The organism is Streptomyces sp. NPDC003691, from assembly GCF_053981115.1.
Window position 1 is genome coordinate 14,164 of sequence record NZ_JBSFNQ010000057.1, and the last position, 17,898, is coordinate 32,061.

The following is a 17,898-nucleotide window of genomic DNA, read 5'->3' on the forward strand; positions in this document are numbered from 1 at the left end:
TCCCTCCCGCCTTCCGTTTCCCGTCCCCCGGGTCCCTGGACTTACGTGGCACGGCAGCGCGCCGCCCCCTGACCGTAGGTGGCCGGAAAGAAACCATGAAGTGTACGTTTCATCCATTCCTGATGGCCGCAATGGATGGAATGCCTATGCCGACCGTGCCGGAGTACATGCCGGAACCCCCCGGCGAGGGCGGTGCCGCGGCCGCGGGTACGCCGCCGACACCGCCCGTCCCGCTGGGCGCGCTGCTGGCCCGCGAGGACCTCGGGCTCCGGCAGATCGCGGGCCCCCGGGACCCGGAGCCGGTGGTGCACTGGGTCCACACCTCGGAGATGGCCGACCCGTATCCGTATCTCCTCGGCGGGGAGCTGCTGCTGAGCGCCGGGGTCCAGCTCACCGATCCGGACACCTATGTCGCCCGGCTGGTGGAGGCGGGGGCGGCGGCGCTCGGCTTCGGGCTGGCCCCGGTGCACGACACGGTGCCCGGCGGACTGGCCGAAGCCTGCGAGCGGTACGGGCTGCCGCTGGTCGAGGTCCCGCCGCGGACACCTTTCACGGCCGTCGCCCGGGCGGTCTGGCAGCTGATGGCCCGGGCCCGCCACCACGAGCTGCGCCGGGTGGCCCGGGCCCAGCAGGGCCTGGCGACCGCGGCCGCCCGGCCGGACCCGGTCCCGGCGGTGCTGGGGCAGCTGGCGTCCCGGCTCGGCGGCCGGGCGGTGCTGCTGGCGGCCGACGGCACCGAAATCGCCGCCGCCGGACGCCCGCCGTCCGCCGCGGCCCGCCGGGCCCTGGACCGGCTGGCGGCCGTGGTGCGGCCGCCGTCGCCGGACGGCCCGGCCGCCGGGCCGGAGGTCCGCACCTCCGTGCCCGGCAGCGGGGACGGCCCGTCCGCGCGCCGCGCCGCGCCCGGCGGGGACGGCGCCCTCCCGGCAGGCCCCGGCGCGAAGGGTGTCACCGCCGCCTCGGACACCGCCGACGGCACCCGGCTCGCCGCGTACGCCGTCGGCGGCCGCGGTCCCGGCCTCGTGCTCGGGCTGGCCACCCCGCACCGGGAACCGGGCGACCACACCGTCGCCGGGGTCGCCGTGGTCCTGCTCTCCCTGCTCACCGCCCCCGGGCCGGCCGGCGGGGGCACCGGCCGTGACGCCGCCCTGGTCCGGCTGCTGCTGGGCGCCGACCCGGCCGCCACCGCCGCCGCGCTCGGCGGCGACCGGTGGACCGCGGTCCGGGCCCGCCCCGGCCGCGGCACCACCACCCCGTTCGCGACGGCCGCCCTCGGTGCGGCCCTCGGCAGCCCGCTGGTCGATCCGGCGCCCGACGGGACCGTCCGGATCCTGCTCCCCTATGCGGCGGACGGCGTACCCCCGCAGCCGGGCTGGGTGCTCGGGGTCGGCGGACCGGCCGGCCCCGGCGGTCTCGCCGACTCCGACGCCCAGGCGGCCCGGGCGCTGGACCGGGCGGTGGCCGCCCGCCGGGACACGGCCGTGCACCGGCCGGGTCCGCTGAGCGAGCTGATCCCGCCCGCCGAGGCCGCGGCCCGGGCCCGGACCCTGCTCGCCCCGCTGGACGGCGCGCCCGCGCTCCGCGAGACCCTGCGCACCTGGCTGTCGCTGCACGGCGGCTGGGACCGGACGGCCGCGGCGCTCGGCATCCACCGCAACACCGTCCGCCAGCGCGTCGCGCGCTGCGCCGCCCTCCTCGGAACGCCCGCTTCCGGCGGAGCCCCGGCCGTACCCGCCGATCTGGACGACCCGGACGTCCGCGCGGAGCTGTGGTTCGCCCTGCGCGCACTGCCCTGAACCGCCGCCCGCCCGCCCCCGCCCCGCGCCCGTACCCCGCCCCCGTACCACCGCGGTACCAGTGCGGCACCACTGCCCGGAGGGCTCTGGACAGCTCGGTGACCACCGGGTAACTTCGGCCACGGCAGCATATGAGCAAGCGCTTAGACAGGGACCGTCGCAGCCACCCGGCGAGAAGGAGGCGTTGATGCGCCGCACCGTGTACAACGAGGACCACGAGGCGTTCCGCGAGACCATCCGCGCTTTCATCGAGGCCGAGGTCGTCCCGGTGTACGACGAGTGGTACGCGGCCGGGCAGGCGCCCCGCGACTTCTACCACAAGCTGGGCGAACTGGGCGTCTTCGGTATCGAGGTGCCCGAGGAGTACGGCGGCGCGGGCGAGACGTCCTTCAAGTTCCAGGCGGTCATCACCGAGGAGACCGCCCGGGCCGCGGTCTCCTTCGGCGGCTCCGGGGTGCATGTCGCGCTCTGTCTGCCGTATCTGACGGCGTACGGCACCGAGGACCAGAAGAAGCGCTGGCTGCCCGACTTCGTCACCGGCGCCGCCATGTACGCGATCGCCATGACGGAGCCGGGCACCGGCTCCGACCTCGCCGGGATGAAGACCACCGCGAAGCTCTCCGAGGACGGCACGCACTACGTCCTCAACGGCGCCAAGACGTTCATCACCGGCGGCGTCCACGCCGACCGGGTCATCGTCTGCGCCCGGACCGCGCCGCCGAGCCCCGAGGACCGCCGCCACGGCATATCCCTGTTCGTGGTCGACACCACGCTTCCCGGGTACGCGGTGGGCCGCAAGCTCGACAAGCTGGGCCTGCGGACCTCGGACACCGCCGAACTCTCCTTCACCGACGTCCGGGTGCCGGTCGAGGACCTCCTCGGCGAGGAGCACAAGGGCTTCTCCTATCTGGGGCAGAACCTCCCGCAGGAGCGGCTGGCGATCGCCGTCGGCGCCTACGCCCAGGCCAGTGCCGCGATCCGGTTCGCCCAGCAGTACGTCACCGACCGCACCGTCTTCGGGCAGCCGGTGGCCTCCTTCCAGAACACCAAGTTCGAACTGGCCGCCTGCCGGGCCGAGGTGGACGCCGCCGAGGCCGTCGTGGACCGCGCCCTGGAGGCCCATGACGCGGGCGAGCTGACGGCCGCCGAGGCCGCGTCCGCCAAGCTGTTCTGCACCGAGGTCGCCCACCGGGTGATCGACCGCTGCCTCCAGCTCCACGGCGGCTACGGCTATATGAACGAGTACCCGATCGCCCGCCTCTACGCGGACAACCGCGTCAACCGCATCTACGGCGGCACCAGCGAAGTGATGAAGTCGATCATCGCCAAGTCCATGGGTCTCTGAGGCGACGGGACGCACCGCCCGATGAGCATCGCACCACCGGACCGGTCCGGGGACACCTCCCCGGACCGGGATCCCGGCGCCGCGCTGGACGATCTGCTCGGCCTGCTGGACCTGGAGCCGATCGAACGGGACATCTTCCGCGGCGAGTCACGTCCGACGATCGTCCCCCGGGTCTTCGGCGGCCAGGTCGCCGCCCAGGCCCTGGTGGCGGCGGGCCGCACGGTCCCCGCCGACCGCGGCGCCCACTCCCTCCACGCGTACTTCCTGCGCATGGGGGATCCCGGCGCGCCCATCGTCTACACCGTCGACCGGATCCGCGACGGCATGTCGTTCACCACCCGGCGGGTGGTCGCCGTCCAGCACGGGCGGCCGATCTTCCATCTCTCCGCCTCCTTCCAGGTGTACGAGGAGGGGCTGGACCACCAGGCGCCGATGCCGTCCGCGCCGGACCCGGAGACCCTGCCGACGGCGGCCGAGGCACTGCCCGGTTATGTCCGGCACTTCGCCGACCCGGCGGCCGCGGAGCGGCTGCTGGAGGCCAGGGCGGCCGTCGACCTGCGGTACGCCAACCCGCCGCCGTACGCCACGGCGGGCGAGGTCCGCGAACCCCGCTCGCAGGTCTGGTTCCGGACCGCGGGCAAACTCGACGACGACCCCCTGCTCCATGTCTGTCTGGCGACGTACGTCTCCGATATGACCCTGCTGGACTCGGTGCTGCTGGCCCACGGCCGCGGCGGCTGGGCGGTCGGGGACGTGATGGGGGCCTCCCTGGACCACGCCATGTGGTTCCACCGGCCGTTCCGCGCCGACGAATGGCTGCTGTACGACCAGGAGTCCCCGTCGGCGGCCGGCGGGCGCGGCCTCGGCCAGGCCCGGATCTGGACCCGGGACGGGCGGCTCGCGATCTCGGTCATCCAGGAGGGCGTCATCCGGGCCCTGGGCTGAGGGCGCCGGACCGGAGCCGCAGGATCAGAGGGCGCCGGACCGGAGACCCCGGGTCCGGGAGCGCCGGGCCCGAACCCCCTGCCCGGACCCCGCCGCGGCTCCCGGCCGGGCGGCGGCGTGGCGCACCGCCCGGGGCGGCCGTGCCGCATACGGTCCGCCGTATGACCGATCCGGAGACCCGGCCGCCGTCCGCTCCCCCGCCGGAAGGCGCGGAAGGCACGGAAGCCGCGGAGGGGACGGAGAGCGTCACAACGGTGCTGGTCGCCGCCTTCGCCAACCTCGGGATCGCGGCCGCCAAGGCCGTCGCGGGGCTGCTCGGCGGCTCCAGCGCGATGCTCTCCGAGGCCGCCCACTCGGTCGCCGACACGGTCACCGAGGTGATGCTGCTGACCGCCCTGCGCCGCAGCGAACGGCCGCCCGACGAGGAACACCCCCTCGGCTACGGGCCGGAGCGGTACATCTGGGCGCTGCTCGCCGCCGTCGCCACCTTCGTCGGGGGCGCGGTCTTCTCGGTGTACGACGGGATCCACACCCTCACCCACGGCGAGGAGCCGGGCGATCCGCTGCTCTCGTACATCGTCCTGGGTGTCGCCTTCGTGCTGGAGGCCTTCTCGCTGCGGACGGGGCTGCGCCAGGTCCGCGCGGCGGCGGCCGGTCTCGGCGTACCGGCGAAGCACTATCTGCGGCTCACCCCGGACACGGCGGTCAAGGCGGTGGTCATGGAGGACTCGGCGGCCCTGGCCGGTCTGCTGCTCGCCGCGGGCGGGCTGCTGGGCACCCAGCTCACGGGCTCGGCGGTGCCGGACGGGGTGGCGTCGGTGCTGATCGGACTGCTGCTGGTGTACGTGGCCTGGGTGCTGGGCCGCAGCAACGCCGGGCTGCTGATCGGCCAGCCGCTGCCGCGGGCGCTGCGGGAAGCGGTCCGGGACGAGATCCTGACCGTGCCGCACATCGTCGCGGTGCTGGAGCTGACGACACTCGTCCAGGGCCCGCGGGAGGTGCTGGTGGCGGCGAAGGTCGACTTCCGGGACGCGTCGAGCGCACGCCAGGTGGAGTGGGCGTGCGAGGAGGCGGAACAGCAGCTCAGGGAGTTGTTCCCGGCGATCCGGCGGGTCTATCTGGACCCGACACCGGGTATCGCGGCGGAACGGGACGGCAGCGGCCCGGCCGCGGACCCGGGAGACGGCGGCCGGGGGCCGGGCCCAGGCTGACCCGCCCGCCCGGGGCCGGTCCCGGGCGGAGGCGGCGCGGCGGGCCGCGGCGAGGGCCGCCGGTACATCCGGCGCCGGGCGCGGCCGGCGGCGGCTCCGGCCCGGCAGCCACGGGCGGCACCGGCGCCACGGGCCGTGCCGCCGCCCGCGGATTCAGACCGGCAGGCCCGCCGCGTCCAGCAGATAGTCCGTCATCGGCTCGTAGAACCGCGGGTCGTAGACGTGGTCGTCGAGCGGGACGGTGACCTGGAGGGTGCCCTCGGCCTCGCCGATGAAGAGCGCCGGGTCGTTGGAGTCCGCGTAACCGACGGTGTCGAAGCCGCGCTGCGCGGCACAGCCCGCCCAGCCGTGGTCGGCGACGACGAGTTCGGGGAGCGGGCTGCCGTCGCGGGCCAGCCCGTCCAGGATCGCGGCCATCGGCACCGGCGAGTGGGTGTGCCAGAGGGTCGCGCCGCGCTCCAGTACGGCGACCCCGCCGACCTGGAAGACCATGCCCTCGTCGGCCTGGAGGCCGCCCGGGATGGAGACGATCTCGCAGCCCGCGGCGCGCAGCGCGTCGGCGGTCCGGCGGTGGACGTCGAGCAGCCCGCCGGGGTGCCCGGTGGCGAAGAGGACCCGTTCGTTCCCGGCGGCGGCCTTGCGCAGCCGGGCGGCGAGCCGGTCCAGGGCGGCGACGGTCAGCTCGGGGTCGATGGTGTCCTGTCCGGCGCGGTGCTCCGGATCGTCGCTGACCCCGCAGCGCTCGGCCATCACGGCGAGCACGTCCTGCTCGTCCGTCCAGCGGTCGCCCAGTTCGAGGCCGAGCCAGTAGTGCCGATCGCCGTTGGCGAGCCTGCGGTAGTGGGAGAGGTTGTTGTCGCGGGGTGTGGCGACGTCACCGGCGATCCGGGTGCGGACGAGATGCTCGACGAGGGCTGCGCGGCTGGGTATCGGCATGGTCCCCATTGTGCCGTGAGAGGGCGGGCGGACGCCGGAGACAGTGGTCACGCCCGTGCCGTACGGCCGCCGCACGGGGTCGGGCACCCGGGGGGCGTACGACTGCCGCACCGGGACCGCCCTGACGCCACCCGGGCACCGGCACGGCCCGGCTCAGGGCGTGAGGGACCCGAAAGCGCCGTGCGCCAGCCGCCGGAGCAACGTTTCGGTACGGGTCCGCGCCCCCGGGCCCCCGTCGGCGCGCGCACCCAGGTGCGGGGTGGAGTTCAGCAGGCCGAAGACCGCGTGGACCGCCGCCCTGGCCTCGGCCTCCGGCACCTCGCGGTGCACCTCGCGGACCGCGGTCACCCACAGCTCCACGTACTGCCGCTGGAGCTGCCGCACCAGCTTGCGGTCGCTCTCCCGGAGCCGGTCCAGCTCCCGGTCGTGCAGGGTGATCAGCGGCCGGTCGTCGAGCGCGAAGTCGATATGGCCGTCGATCAGGGAGGCCAGCAGCGCCTCGGGGTCCTCGGCGGCCTCCTCGACCCGCAGCCTGCCGCCGCTCAGCAGCCGCTCGCTGATGCCGACGAGCAGCTCGGCGAGCATCGCCTCCTTGCCCGCGAAGTGGCGGTAGAGGCCGGGGCCGCTGATACCGACGGCCGCCCCTATCTCGTCCACGCCGACGCCGTGGAATCCGCGCTCGGCGAAGAGCCGCGCGGCCTCTTTGAGGATCTGCTCGCGGCGGGTGGGCGCGTCCGTCCTGGTGCTCATGGAAAGCAATTCTAGACAAGCTGGTTAGCGATCGTTAACCTGAAGGGCAGAGTGTTAACGGTCACTAACAAGCGTCGGTGGCCGCCGACGGCCGTCGTCCGGGCAAGGGGGCTCGATTCGATGCAGCAGACACCCGTGCCACCGCGGCAGGCGCCCGTGCTGGCGAGCACGGCGGAACCGGCGTCCGCGGTCTGGCAGGCCAACGAGGCGGCCCACCGGGAACTGGCCGACGCGCTGCGCACCACGCTCGCCGCGGCCCGGCTCGGCGGCGGCGAGAAGGCCCGCGCCCGGCACACCGCCCGGGGCAAGCTGCTCCCCCGGGACCGGGTGGACACCCTCCTCGACCCCGGCTCCCCCTTCCTGGAGCTGGCCCCGCTGGCCGCCCACGGGATGTACGACGGGCAGGCCCCGGCCGCCGGGGTGGTCGCGGGTATCGGCCGGGTCGCCGGGCGGGAGGCGGTGATCGTCGCCAATGACGCGACCGTCAAGGGCGGGACGTACTACCCCATGACGGTGAAGAAGCATCTGCGTGCGCAGGAGGTGGCCCTGGAGAACCGGCTGCCGTGCGTCTATCTGGTGGACTCCGGCGGCGCCTTCCTGCCCCTCCAGGACGAGGTCTTCCCCGACCGGGAGCACTTCGGCCGGATCTTCTACAACCAGGCCCGGATGTCCGCCGCGGGCATTCCGCAGATCGCCGCCGTCCTCGGCTCCTGCACGGCCGGCGGGGCGTACGTCCCGGCGATGAGCGACGAGGCCGTGATCGTACGGAACCAGGGCACGATCTTCCTGGGCGGCCCGCCCCTGGTGAAGGCCGCGACCGGTGAGGTCGTCACCGCGGAGGAGCTGGGCGGCGGCGAGGTCCACTCCCGGATCTCCGGTGTCACCGACCATCTCGCCGAGGACGACGCGCACGCCCTGCGCATCGTCCGGACCATCATGGAGACCCTGCCGGCCCGCGGCCCGCTGCCCTGGGCGGTCGCGCCCGTCGAGGAGCCCGCCGCCGACCCGGCCGGGCTGTACGGGGCGGTGCCGGCCGACCCCCGTACCCCGTACGACGTCCGCGAGGTGATCGCCCGGATCACCGACGGCTCCCGGTTCGCCGAGTTCAAGTCCGAGTTCGGGCAGACCCTGGTCACCGGATTCGCCCGGATCCACGGCCACCCGGTCGGCATCGTCGCCAACAACGGCATCCTGTTCGCCGAGTCCGCCCAGAAGGGCGCGCATTTCATCGAGCTCTGCGACCAGCGCGGCATCCCGCTGCTCTTCCTCCAGAACATCTCCGGCTTCATGGTCGGCAAGGACTACGAGCACGGCGGTATCGCCAAGCACGGCGCCAAGATGGTGACCGCCGTGGCCTGTACGAGGGTGCCCAAGCTGACGGTCGTCATCGGCGGTTCGTACGGCGCGGGGAACTACTCGATGTGCGGCCGGGCCTACTCCCCCCGCTTCCTCTGGATGTGGCCCAACGCCAAGATCTCCGTGATGGGCGGCGAACAGGCCGCGTCCGTCCTGGCGACCGTCCGGCGCGACCAGGCCGAGGCCCGCGGCGAGGAGTGGCCGGCCGCCGACGAGGAGGCGTTCAAGGCCCCCATCCGCAGCCGGTACGAGGAGCAGGGCAGCGCCTACTACGCCACGGCCAGGCTCTGGGACGACGGGATCATCGACCCGCTGGAGACCCGCCGGGTGCTGGGGCTCGCGCTCACCGCCTGCGCCAACGCGCCGCTGCCCGCCAAGGACCCCTCGGCGCCGGCCTTCGGCGTCTTCCGGATGTGAGGACCACCGTGACCATGTTCGACACCGTCCTCGTGGCCAACCGGGGCGAGATCGCCGTCCGGGTCATCCGCACGCTGCGCGCCCTCGGCATCCGTTCGGCCGCCGTCTTCAGCGACGCCGACGCGGACGCCCGGCATGTCCGGGAGGCGGACACCGCGGTCCGGATCGGTCCCCCGCCGGCCGCCGAGAGCTATCTCTCCGTCCCCCGGCTGCTGGAGGCGGCGGCCCGCACCGGGGCCGGAGCGGTCCACCCCGGCTACGGCTTCCTCGCCGAGAACGCGGCCTTCGCCGCCGCCTGCGCGGACGCCGGACTGGTCTTCATCGGGCCGCCGCCCGCCGCGATCTCCCTGATGGGCGACAAGATCCGGGCCAAGGAGACGGTCCGGGCCGCCGGGGTGCCGGTGGTCCCGGGCTCCTCCGGCTCCGGGCTGACCGACGGCGAACTGGCCGCGGCGGCACGGGAGATCGGTATGCCGGTCCTCTTCAAGCCCTCCGCGGGCGGTGGCGGCAAGGGCATGCGGCTGGCCCGGCTGGAGTCCGCCCTGGCCGACGAGATCGCGGCGGCCCGCCGCGAGGCCCGCGCCTCCTTCGGCGACGACACCCTGCTGGTGGAGCGGTGGATCGACCGGCCCCGCCATATCGAGATCCAGGTACTGGCCGACGCCCACGGCCGGGTGCTCCACCTCGGCGAGCGCGAATGCTCCCTCCAGCGCCGCCACCAGAAGATCATCGAGGAGGCGCCGTCCGTCCTCCTCGACGAGGACACCCGGGCCGCGATGGGCGAGGCGGCCGTCCAGGCGGCCCGCTCCTGCGGCTACACCGGCGCCGGGACGGTCGAGTTCATCGTCCCCGGCAACGACCCCTCGCAGTACTACTTCATGGAGATGAACACCCGGCTCCAGGTCGAGCACCCCGTCACCGAGCTGATCACCGGGCTCGACCTGGTCGAGTGGCAGATCCGGGTCGCGGCGGGCGAGCCCCTGCCGTACGAACAGCGCGACATCACCCTCACCGGACACGCCGTCGAGGCCCGGATCTGCGCCGAGGACCCCTCGCGCGGCTTCCTCCCCTCCGGCGGCACGGTCCTCGCCCTGCGCGAACCGGACGGCGACGGGGTGCGCACCGACTCCGGGCTGAGCCCCGGCACCGAGGTCTCCAGCCTCTACGACCCGATGCTCGCCAAGGTCATCGCGTACGGCCCCGACCGGCCCGCCGCCCTGCGCAGACTGCGGGCCGCCCTCGCCGAGACCGTCACCCTCGGCGTCCCGACCAACGCGGGCTTCCTGCGCCGGCTGCTGGCCCATCCCGCGGTCGTCGCGGGCGAACTGGACACCGGCCTGGTCGAACGGGAGGCGGACGGGCTGCTGCCCGGCGCCGTCCCCGCCGAGGTGTACGCGGCGGCCGCGGCGGTACGGGCGGCGGCGCTCGCCCCCGTACCCGACGCGTCCGGCTGGACCGACCCCTTCGGCGACCCCGGCGGCTGGCGCCTCGGCGGGCCCCCGGCGCCGCTCGCTTTTCCGCTCCGAGTAACGGGACTTGAACCCGTCACTCAGCAGGCACCCGCGACCGCCGCGGTCACCGCCGACGAGGTCACCGTCACCATCGACGGCATCCGGCACGCCTTCCACCGGGCGGGCGAGTGGCTCGGCCGGGACGGCGACTCCTGGCACGTCCGCGACCACGACCCGGTCGCCGCCTCCCTCTCCGCCGCCGGACACACGGGCGCCGACACCCTGGCCGCGCCCATGCCCGGCACGGTCACCGTGGTCAAGGTCGCCGTCGGCGACGAGGTCGAGGCGGGCCAGAGCCTGCTGGTCGTCGAGGCCATGAAGATGGAACACGTCATCTCCGCCCCGCATGCGGGAACCGTCACCGAACTCGATGTCACCCCCGGGGCCACCGTCGCCATGGACCAGGTACTGGCCGTCGTCGCACCGGCGGAAGGCGAGGAACGATGAGCGCCCCCGGACTGCCGATGGTGTTCCCGGCCGCGGGGCTGCCCGCCCGGGTGACGATCCACGAGGTCGGTCCCCGCGACGGCCTCCAGAACGAGAAGACCACCGTCCCCACCGAGGTCAAAGCCGAGTTCGTGCACCGGCTCGCCGGGGCCGGGCTGACCACCGTCGAGGCCACCAGCTTCGTCCACCCCTCGTGGGTGCCGCAGCTCGCCGACGCCGAGGAGCTGTACCCCCTGCTCGGCGACCTCACCGGCATCCGGCTCCCCGTCCTCGTACCCAACGAGAAGGGCCTGGAACGGGCGGTGGCGCTCGGCGCCCGCTCCATCGCCGTCTTCGGCTCGGCGACCGAGACCTTCGCCCGGCGCAACCTCAACCGGACCGTCGACGAGTCCCTCGCCATGTTCGAACCCGTCGTCGCCCGCGCCAAGGGCGACGGGATCCGGGTCCGCGGCTATCTCTCCATGTGCTTCGGCGACCCCTGGGAGGGGCCCGTCCCCCTCCCCCAAGTGGCCGGGGTCGCCCGGCGGCTGCTCGACCTCGGCTGCGACGAACTCTCCCTCGGCGACACCATCGGCACGGCCACCCCCGGCCATGTCCGGGCCCTGCTCGCCCTGCTCGGCGAGGCGGGCATCCCGGTCTCCGCGCTCGCCGTCCACTTCCACGACACCTACGGGCAGGCCCTCGCCAACACCCTCGCCGCCCTCGAACACGGCGTCACCACCGTCGACGCCTCCGCCGGCGGGCTCGGCGGCTGCCCCTACGCGCGCAGCGCCACCGGCAATCTCGCCACCGAGGACCTGGTGTGGATGCTCCACGGCCTCGGCATCGAGACCGGCGTCGACCTCCGCCTCCTCGCCGCCACCAGCACCTGGATGGCGGAGCGGCTGGGCCGCCCCAGCCCCTCCCGCACCGTCCGTGCCCTGTCACCCAAGGAGTGACCCCATGCCTCTGGACCACCGGCTCGCCCCCGAGCACGAGGAACTCCGCCGCACGGTCGAGGAGTTCGCCCACGAGGTGATCGCCCCCAAGATCGGCGACCTGTACGAGCGCCACGAGTTCCCGTACGAGATCGTCCGCGAGATGGGCCGTATGGGCCTCTTCGGGCTGCCCTTCCCCGAGGAGTACGGCGGCATGGGCGGCGACTACCTCGCCCTCGGCATCGTCCTGGAGGAGCTGGCCCGGGTCGACTCCTCCGTCGCCATCACCCTGGAAGCCGCGGTCTCCCTGGGCGCCATGCCCGTCTACCGCTTCGGCACCGACGAGCAGCGCCGCGAATGGCTGCCGAGGCTCTGCTCCGGCGAGCTGCTGGGGGCCTTCGGGCTCACCGAACCCGAAGGCGGCTCCGACGCGGGCGGCACCCGCACCACCGCCGTCCGGGACGGCGACGAGTGGGTGATCAACGGCTCCAAGTGCTTCATCACCAACGCCGGAACCGATATCACCGGGCTGGTCACCGTCACCGCGGTCACCGGCCGCGACGCCTCCGGCAAACCGCGGATCTCCTCCATCATCGTCCCCTCCGGCACCCCCGGCTTCACCGTCGCCCCCGCCTACTCCAAGGTCGGCTGGAACGCCTCCGACACCCGCGAACTCTCCTTCGACGGTGTCCGGGTACCGCTGGCCAACCTGCTGGGCGAGGAGGGCCGCGGGTACGCCCAGTTCCTCCGGATCCTCGACGAGGGCCGCATCGCCATCTCGGCCCTCGCCACCGGACTGGCCCAGGGCTGCGTCGACGAGTCCGTGAAGTACGCCGGTGAACGGCACGCCTTCGGCCGCCCCATCGGCGCCAACCAGGCCATCCAGTTCAAGATCGCGGACATGGAGACGCGGGCGCACATGGCCCGCGTCGGCTGGCGCGACGCGGCGTCCCGCCTGGTCGCGGGCGAACCCTTCAAGAAGGAGGCGGCGATCGCGAAGCTGTACTCGTCGACGATCGCGGTCGACAACGCCCGCGACGCCACCCAGATCCACGGCGGCTACGGCTTCATGAACGAGTACCCGGTGGCCCGGATGTGGCGCGACTCCAAGATCCTGGAGATCGGCGAGGGCACGAGCGAGGTGCAGCGGATGCTGATCGCCCGCGAACTGGGCGTGACGCCTCCCGCTGCGGGGTAACCCGGGGGCGCGCCTTGCCCCCTGGGACCCTGTTTCCCACGAGGTGCGGGCCCCCGGGGGCCGGGGGGGCGGTGTTGCCCGTGGGGTGCGGGGTCCCCGGGGGCGCGCCTTGCCCCCTGGGGGTGTGCCTTGCCCGCGGGGGCGCCTCCCGCTGGGGTTCCTCGCCCCCGGGGCCCGGGGGTGTGCCTTGCCCGCGGGGTGCGGGCTGCTTCTGCGCCTCAAACGCCGGCGGGGCTGAAAAGCTTGTGACCGTTGCTACGTGGGGTCGTGACCCGCCTTGTCTGGGTTCGGGTGGGTCGTGGGCCTCCGGGCTCACCTCCTCGCCGACGGCGATGCACCGCCACTGAAGCGCGTCCGGTCTTGTCGCCGTCGGCTGCGGGGGCGACCCTGCACCCCACTCCCACGTGATCCCGACTTGAGCAGCACCGCAAAGCCCCTGATGGTGTCGCCGTCACCGGGGGAGGACAAATCTTGCGGTCACCCGGGTCGGAGGGTGCGTCCCACTCGGGGTGCGGGCACACCCCGGGGGATGTGTTCACCCCGGAGGTTGGGCTTACCTGTCGGCGGCTTGGGGTTCGGGGCTTCCATGCAACGGGTCCGTGGGGAGGGGGGTGCAGGGTCGCCCCCGCAGCGGACTGCGACAAGCAAGGCTGCCCCCGGGGGCGGTGCATCGCAGGCCGCGAGGAGGTGAGCCCGGAGGCCACCGACCTGCCCGAACCAGACAGGACCGGGTGACGACCCCACGGAGAGCGGGACTCGACCACCCCGGGGCACCCGCGCCAGGCAAGGGCCGCAGGCACAGGTACCCAGGGGCGCGAGGAACTGCGCGACAAGCCACCAACGACCCGCGGCCGGACGCGCAGACCAGGGCCCCTGGGCCCCAGGCCCCCCAGCGGGAGGCGAACCCGCCCCCCCCGGTTAGCGCGCCGGGGGGGTGAGGGACTTGGAGAGGGCGGGGGCCGTCAGGGTGGTTTGCCAGGGGCGGGCGCCCAGTGCGGAGAGGGCCGCCGCGACCGCGTCGGGACCCGTGTCCGCCGGCGGCTCCCAGCAGATCCGGCGCACCGTGTCCGGCGCGATCAGGTTCTCCTGCGGAAGGTTCAGCTCCTCCGCGAGCGCCGAGATCGCCGCCCGGGCCGCGGAGAGCCGGGCCGCCGCGGCCGGGTCCTTGTCCGCCCAGGCCCGCGGCGGCGGCGGGCCGGTCAGCGGCTGGCCGGGCTGCGGCAGCTCGATGTCCGGCAGCGCCCGGGCCCGGTCGATCGCGGCCTGCCACTGTTCGAGCTGGCGCCGCCCCATCCGGTGCCCGAAGCCGCTGAGCCCGGCGAGCGCGTGGGCGTTCGGCGGTACGGCCAGTGCCGCCTCGACGATCGCCGCGTCCCCGAGGACCTTGCCGGGGGAGACGTCGCGCCGCTGGGCGATCCGGTCCCGGGTGGTCCACAGCTCCCGTACGACCGCCATCTGGCGGCGCCTGCGGACCTTGTGCATACCGGAGGTCCGGCGCCAGGGGTCCTTGCGGGGGGCGGGCGGCGGTGCGGTGGCGATGGCGTCGAACTCCTGGCGGGCCCACTCCAGCTTGCCCTGCCGGTCCAGCTCCTTCTCCAGCGCGTCCCGGAGGTCGATCAGCAGTTCGACGTCGAGCGCGGCGTAGCGCAGCCAGGGCTCGGGCAGCGGCCGGGTGGACCAGTCGACGGCCGAGTGGCCCTTCTCCAGGGCGTAGCCGAGGACGGACTCGACCATGGCGCCGAGGCCGACCCGGGGGAAGCCGGCCAGCCGGCCGGCCAGCTCGGTGTCGAAGAGCCGGGTGGGCACCATGCCTATTTCGCGGAGGCAGGGCAGGTCCTGGGTTGCGGCGTGCAGGATCCACTCGGTGTCGGCGAGCGCGCTGCCGAAGGGGGTGAGGTCGGGGCAGCCGACCGGGTCGATCAGAGCGCTGCCCGCGCCTTCGCGGCGGAGCTGGACGAGGTAGGCGCGCTGGCCGTAGCGGTAGCCGGAGGCGCGCTCGGCGTCGACGGCGACGGGGCCGGTGCCCGCCGAGAAGGCGGCGACCACGGCCGCCAGCGCCTCGGCGTCGGCCACGACCGGAGGGATGCCCTCGCGGGGCTCCAGCAGGGGAGTGGGGGGCTCTTCGGCTGCGACGCCGGCGTCCGGGGGAGCGCCCCCGGCGGTTCGCAGTGCGGTCTCTGCTGCGGGGTTATGGGCGTCGGTCACGTGTCAAGGGTATCCGTGAACCGCGCGCGCCTGTCGACGGAAACGATCCGCCGACAGGCGCGCGGGGGAGCGGAGGGGTCAGTGGATGATGCCCGTGCGCAGGGCGACCGCGACCATTCCGGCCCGGTCGCCGGTGCCGAGCTTGCGTGCGATCCGGGCCAGGTGGCTCTTCACGGTGAGCGCGGACAGGCCCATGGAGACGCCGATGGCCTTGTTCGACTGGCCCTCCGCCACCAGCCGCAGGACCTCGACCTCGCGGCCGGAGAGCTCCCGGTAGCCGCCCGGGTGGCTGGGGGCGCCCGGCGGGCGCCGGTGGCCCAGCCGGGCCGCGGCGGCGCCGATGGGGGCGGCCCCGGGCCGGGTCGGGTGGCCGATATTGGTGCGGGTGCCGGTGACGACATAGCCCTTCACTCCGCCCGCCAGGGCGTTGCGCACCGCGCCGATGTCGTCGGCGGCGGAGAGGGCGAGACCGTTGGGCCAGCCCGCGGCGCGGGTCTCGGAGAGGAGGGTGAGCCCGGATCCGTCGGGCAGGTGGACGTCGGCGACGCAGATGTCGCGGGGGTTGCCGATCCGGGGGCGGGCCTCGGCGATGGACGATGCCTCGATCACATCCCGGACGCCGAGCGCCCACAGGTGGCGGGTGACGGTGGAGCGGACACGCGGATCGGCCACGACCACCATCGCGGTCGGCTTGTTCGGACGGTAGGCGACCAGGCTTGCGGGCTGCTCGAGAAGGACGGACACCGGGCTCCTCCTGGGGGGAAGGTGCGGGGACGGGGCCGGCTCGGGGATGAAGCCGGGGCATTCCGTGAAGTTAGGGTCATTGACCTCTTCGGCAGCCCGTCCGGGGTCCTTTAGGGAATGATCACTATTCAGTGAGTAACAATTGGTGCAATTCGGACGTGTGATCGATCATCCTACGAGTGATCCCCCCGGCGCCTCGCACCACGGACGGAAACGGCCGCGCGGCCCGGGAGGAGTGTCCCAGGCCGCGCGGCCGTCTCCGTACGCGCGGACTCAGCGGTGCCGCGGCCCGCGCCGCTGCGGCAGGCTCACCACACCCGTCGCCGGCTCCGTCCCGCCCGCCGGCGCGGGCGGCAGCCCGGCGATCTGGCAGAGCAGATCGCACCAGGCCGCAAGGTGCGCGGCGGTGTCCGGCACCCCGCCCGCCCCCTCCTCCGGCGTCCAGGACGCCCGGATCTCGATCTGGGTCGCCGGGCGCCGCGGCGAAAGTCCTCCGAAGTAGTGAGAACCCGCACGGGTGACGGTCCCGCTCGCCTCCCCGTAGGTCAGCCCGCGCGCCTCCAGCGCACCGGTCAGCCAGGACCAGCACACCTCCGGCAGCAGCGGATCCGCCGCCATCTCCGGCTCCAGCTCCGCACGGACCAGCGTCACCAGCCGGAAGGTGCCCCGCCATGCCTCGTGCCCGGCCGGATCGTGGAGCAGCACCAGCCGGCCGTCCGCCAGATCCTCGTCGTCCTCGACGACCGCGGCCTCCAGCGCATACGCGTACGGCGCCAGTTTCTGCGGGGCGCGGGCGGGGTCCACCTCGATTTCCGGGCGCAGCCCGGCGCCCCTCAGCGCCTCCACCGCCCGCCGGAAGGCCCGCGGCACGGCGTCGCCCGCCGGGGTGCCGTCGTCCGGGTGTGAATGTTCAGCATGATCGGAAAAACGTCCCTGAGCCGCAGCCATGCGGGGAAGACTAGGCGGAACGGGGCTCCGGCGCAGTGAAGGACACCCTGGCCGGTCCGCCGCTTTTCCCGGCCGTGGGAGGATTCGGACCGTGAGCGCCTACGACCGCCCCTCGGGCCAGCAGCCTAAGACGTACGATTCCGCCTTTCTGAAGGCCTGCCGCCGGGAGCCCGTGCCGCATACCCCGGTCTGGTTCATGCGACAGGCGGGGCGCTCGCTGCCGGAGTATCTGAAGGTCCGCGAGGGCATTCCGATGCTGGAGTCCTGTATGCGGCCGGAGCTGGTCAAGGAGATCACCCTCCAGCCGGTGCGGCGGCACAACGTCGACGCGGCGATCTTCTTCAGCGATATCGTCGTCCCGCTCAAGGCCATCGGTATCGACCTCGACATCAAGCCGGGCGTCGGCCCCGTCGTCGCCGAGCCGGTGCGCAGCCGCGCCGACCTCGCCCGGCTGCGGGATCTGACCCCGGACGACGTCCGGTACGTCACCGAGGCCATCGGCCTGCTGACGGAGGAGCTGGGCAGTACCCCGCTGATCGGTTTCGCGGGCGCCCCCTTCACCCTGGCGAGCTATCTGGTCGAGGGCGGCCCGTCCCGCAACCACGAGCACACCAAGGCGCTGATGTACGGCGACCCGGAGCTGTGGGCGGATCTGCTGGACCGGCTCGCCGAGATCACCTCCGCCTTCCTCAAGGTCCAGATCGAAGCCGGCGCGAGCGCCGTCCAGCTCTTCGACTCCTGGGTCGGCGCGCTCTCCCCGGCGGACTACCGCCGCTCGGTGATGCCCGCGTCCGTGAAGGTCTTCGACGCGGTCGCCGGCTACGGCGTGCCGCGGATCCACTTCGGTGTGGGCACGGGCGAGCTGCTCGGGCTGATGGGCGAGGCCGGAGCCGATGTCGTCGGCGTCGACTGGCGCGTCCCGCTCGACGAGGCCGCCCGCCGGGTCGGCCCCGGCAAGGCGCTCCAGGGCAATCTGGACCCTGCGGTCCTCTTCGCCCCCCGCCCGGCCGTCGAGGCCAAGGCCCGCGAGGTCCTGGCGGCCGCCGCCGGGCTGGAGGGCCATGTCTTCAACCTGGGCCACGGCGTGCTGCCGAGCATGGACCCCGACGCGCTGACCCGGCTCGTCGAGTTCGTCCACACCGAGACCGCCCGCTGACCCTCGCGGGGGCGCC

At 74.0% G+C, this 17,898-nt stretch carries 14 protein-coding genes; 9 read left to right on the plus strand and 5 right to left on the minus strand.

What is annotated here, in order from left to right:
- Positions 1 to 140 precede the first annotated feature (140 nt).
- From ACWDR0_RS24240 to ACWDR0_RS24255, 4 genes are all read left to right on the plus strand, one after another.
- Positions 141 to 1,796, plus strand: a complete 1,656-nt coding sequence (locus ACWDR0_RS24240) for a PucR family transcriptional regulator ligand-binding domain-containing protein (RefSeq protein WP_456353855.1) — start codon at positions 141 to 143, stop codon at positions 1,794 to 1,796.
- 187 nt (positions 1,797 to 1,983) lie between these two features.
- Positions 1,984 to 3,141 carry an acyl-CoA dehydrogenase family protein gene (locus ACWDR0_RS24245; protein ID WP_456353856.1) on the plus strand — a complete coding sequence of 386 codons (1,158 nt, stop codon included), beginning with the start codon at positions 1,984 to 1,986 and terminating at the stop codon, positions 3,139 to 3,141.
- Positions 3,142 to 3,162: 21 nt separating this feature from the next.
- Positions 3,163 to 4,086, plus strand: a complete 924-nt coding sequence (locus ACWDR0_RS24250; protein ID WP_456353857.1) for an acyl-CoA thioesterase — start codon at positions 3,163 to 3,165, stop codon at positions 4,084 to 4,086.
- 161 nt (positions 4,087 to 4,247) lie between these two features.
- Complete coding sequence (locus tag ACWDR0_RS24255; RefSeq protein ID WP_456353858.1) at positions 4,248 to 5,297, plus strand: cation diffusion facilitator family transporter; 1,050 nt, start codon at positions 4,248 to 4,250, stop codon at positions 5,295 to 5,297.
- 153 nt (positions 5,298 to 5,450) lie between these two features.
- Here ACWDR0_RS24255 and ACWDR0_RS24260 read toward each other — a convergent pair whose 3' ends face one another.
- Positions 5,451 to 6,233 carry a phosphatase gene (locus tag ACWDR0_RS24260; protein ID WP_456353859.1) on the minus strand — a complete coding sequence of 261 codons (783 nt, stop codon included), beginning with the start codon at positions 6,231 to 6,233 and terminating at the stop codon, positions 5,451 to 5,453.
- 153 nt (positions 6,234 to 6,386) lie between these two features.
- Positions 6,387 to 6,983: an SACE_7040 family transcriptional regulator gene (locus ACWDR0_RS24265; RefSeq protein ID WP_456353860.1), complete on the minus strand. Its 597-nt coding sequence runs from the start codon at positions 6,981 to 6,983 to the stop codon at positions 6,387 to 6,389.
- A 120-nt stretch (positions 6,984 to 7,103) separates the two neighbouring features.
- Here ACWDR0_RS24265 and ACWDR0_RS24270 point away from each other — a divergent pair, with 120 nt between their 5' ends.
- Genes ACWDR0_RS24270 through ACWDR0_RS24285 form a run of 4 tightly spaced genes read left to right on the plus strand, consistent with a single transcriptional unit; the run spans position 7,104 to position 12,829 of the window.
- Entirely contained in the window at positions 7,104 to 8,756 is a 1,653-nt protein-coding gene (locus ACWDR0_RS24270; protein WP_456353861.1) for a carboxyl transferase domain-containing protein, read from the plus strand.
- A gap of 14 nt (positions 8,757 to 8,770) precedes the next feature.
- Positions 8,771 to 10,714 (plus strand): acetyl/propionyl/methylcrotonyl-CoA carboxylase subunit alpha, encoded by a 1,944-nt coding sequence (locus ACWDR0_RS24275; RefSeq protein ID WP_456353880.1) that lies wholly within the window; start codon positions 8,771 to 8,773, stop codon positions 10,712 to 10,714.
- The gene (locus ACWDR0_RS24280) at positions 10,711 to 11,652 is read left to right on the plus strand and encodes a hydroxymethylglutaryl-CoA lyase (RefSeq protein ID WP_456353862.1); all 942 of its coding nucleotides are present in this window, start codon (positions 10,711 to 10,713) and stop codon (positions 11,650 to 11,652) included. The genes ACWDR0_RS24275 and ACWDR0_RS24280 overlap by 4 nt, the downstream gene beginning before the upstream one ends.
- Before the next feature lie 4 nt (positions 11,653 to 11,656).
- On the plus strand, positions 11,657 to 12,829 hold the full coding sequence (locus tag ACWDR0_RS24285) for an acyl-CoA dehydrogenase family protein (protein WP_456353863.1): 1,173 nt from the start codon (positions 11,657 to 11,659) through the stop codon (positions 12,827 to 12,829).
- 918 nt (positions 12,830 to 13,747) lie between these two features.
- Here ACWDR0_RS24285 and ACWDR0_RS24290 read toward each other — a convergent pair.
- From ACWDR0_RS24290 to ACWDR0_RS24300, 3 genes are all read right to left on the minus strand, one after another.
- On the minus strand, positions 13,748 to 15,034 hold the full coding sequence (locus ACWDR0_RS24290) for an HRDC domain-containing protein (protein WP_456353864.1): 1,287 nt from the start codon (positions 15,032 to 15,034) through the stop codon (positions 13,748 to 13,750).
- A gap of 78 nt (positions 15,035 to 15,112) precedes the next feature.
- On the minus strand, positions 15,113 to 15,778 hold the full coding sequence (locus ACWDR0_RS24295; protein ID WP_006345827.1) for a response regulator transcription factor: 666 nt from the start codon (positions 15,776 to 15,778) through the stop codon (positions 15,113 to 15,115).
- 273 nt (positions 15,779 to 16,051) lie between these two features.
- Positions 16,052 to 16,726, minus strand: a complete 675-nt coding sequence (locus ACWDR0_RS24300) for a DUF3000 domain-containing protein (protein ID WP_456353865.1) — start codon at positions 16,724 to 16,726, stop codon at positions 16,052 to 16,054.
- Positions 16,727 to 16,817: 91 nt separating this feature from the next.
- Between ACWDR0_RS24300 and hemE the strand changes: the two genes are divergently transcribed.
- The gene (hemE, locus tag ACWDR0_RS24305) at positions 16,818 to 17,882 is read left to right on the plus strand and encodes a uroporphyrinogen decarboxylase (protein WP_456353866.1); all 1,065 of its coding nucleotides are present in this window, start codon (positions 16,818 to 16,820) and stop codon (positions 17,880 to 17,882) included.
- Positions 17,883 to 17,898 lie beyond the last annotated feature (16 nt).

What these genes read in the sequence shown, in the direction of transcription:
- ACWDR0_RS24240 (WP_456353855.1), top strand. Translation starts at nt 141, where the DNA reads ATGCCTATGCCGACCGTGCCGGAGTACATGCCGGAACCCCCCGGCGAG.
- ACWDR0_RS24245 (WP_456353856.1), top strand. Translation starts at nt 1,984, where the DNA reads ATGCGCCGCACCGTGTACAACGAGGACCACGAGGCGTTCCGCGAGACC.
- ACWDR0_RS24250 (WP_456353857.1), top strand. Translation starts at nt 3,163, where the DNA reads ATGAGCATCGCACCACCGGACCGGTCCGGGGACACCTCCCCGGACCGG.
- ACWDR0_RS24255 (WP_456353858.1), top strand. Translation starts at nt 4,248, where the DNA reads ATGACCGATCCGGAGACCCGGCCGCCGTCCGCTCCCCCGCCGGAAGGC.
- ACWDR0_RS24260 (WP_456353859.1), bottom strand. Translation starts at nt 6,233, where the DNA reads ATGCCGATACCCAGCCGCGCAGCCCTCGTCGAGCATCTCGTCCGCACC.
- ACWDR0_RS24265 (WP_456353860.1), bottom strand. Translation starts at nt 6,983, where the DNA reads ATGAGCACCAGGACGGACGCGCCCACCCGCCGCGAGCAGATCCTCAAA.
- ACWDR0_RS24270 (WP_456353861.1), top strand. Translation starts at nt 7,104, where the DNA reads ATGCAGCAGACACCCGTGCCACCGCGGCAGGCGCCCGTGCTGGCGAGC.
- ACWDR0_RS24275 (WP_456353880.1), top strand. Translation starts at nt 8,771, where the DNA reads ATGTTCGACACCGTCCTCGTGGCCAACCGGGGCGAGATCGCCGTCCGG.
- ACWDR0_RS24280 (WP_456353862.1), top strand. Translation starts at nt 10,711, where the DNA reads ATGAGCGCCCCCGGACTGCCGATGGTGTTCCCGGCCGCGGGGCTGCCC.
- ACWDR0_RS24285 (WP_456353863.1), top strand. Translation starts at nt 11,657, where the DNA reads ATGCCTCTGGACCACCGGCTCGCCCCCGAGCACGAGGAACTCCGCCGC.
- ACWDR0_RS24300 (WP_456353865.1), bottom strand. Translation starts at nt 16,726, where the DNA reads ATGGCTGCGGCTCAGGGACGTTTTTCCGATCATGCTGAACATTCACAC.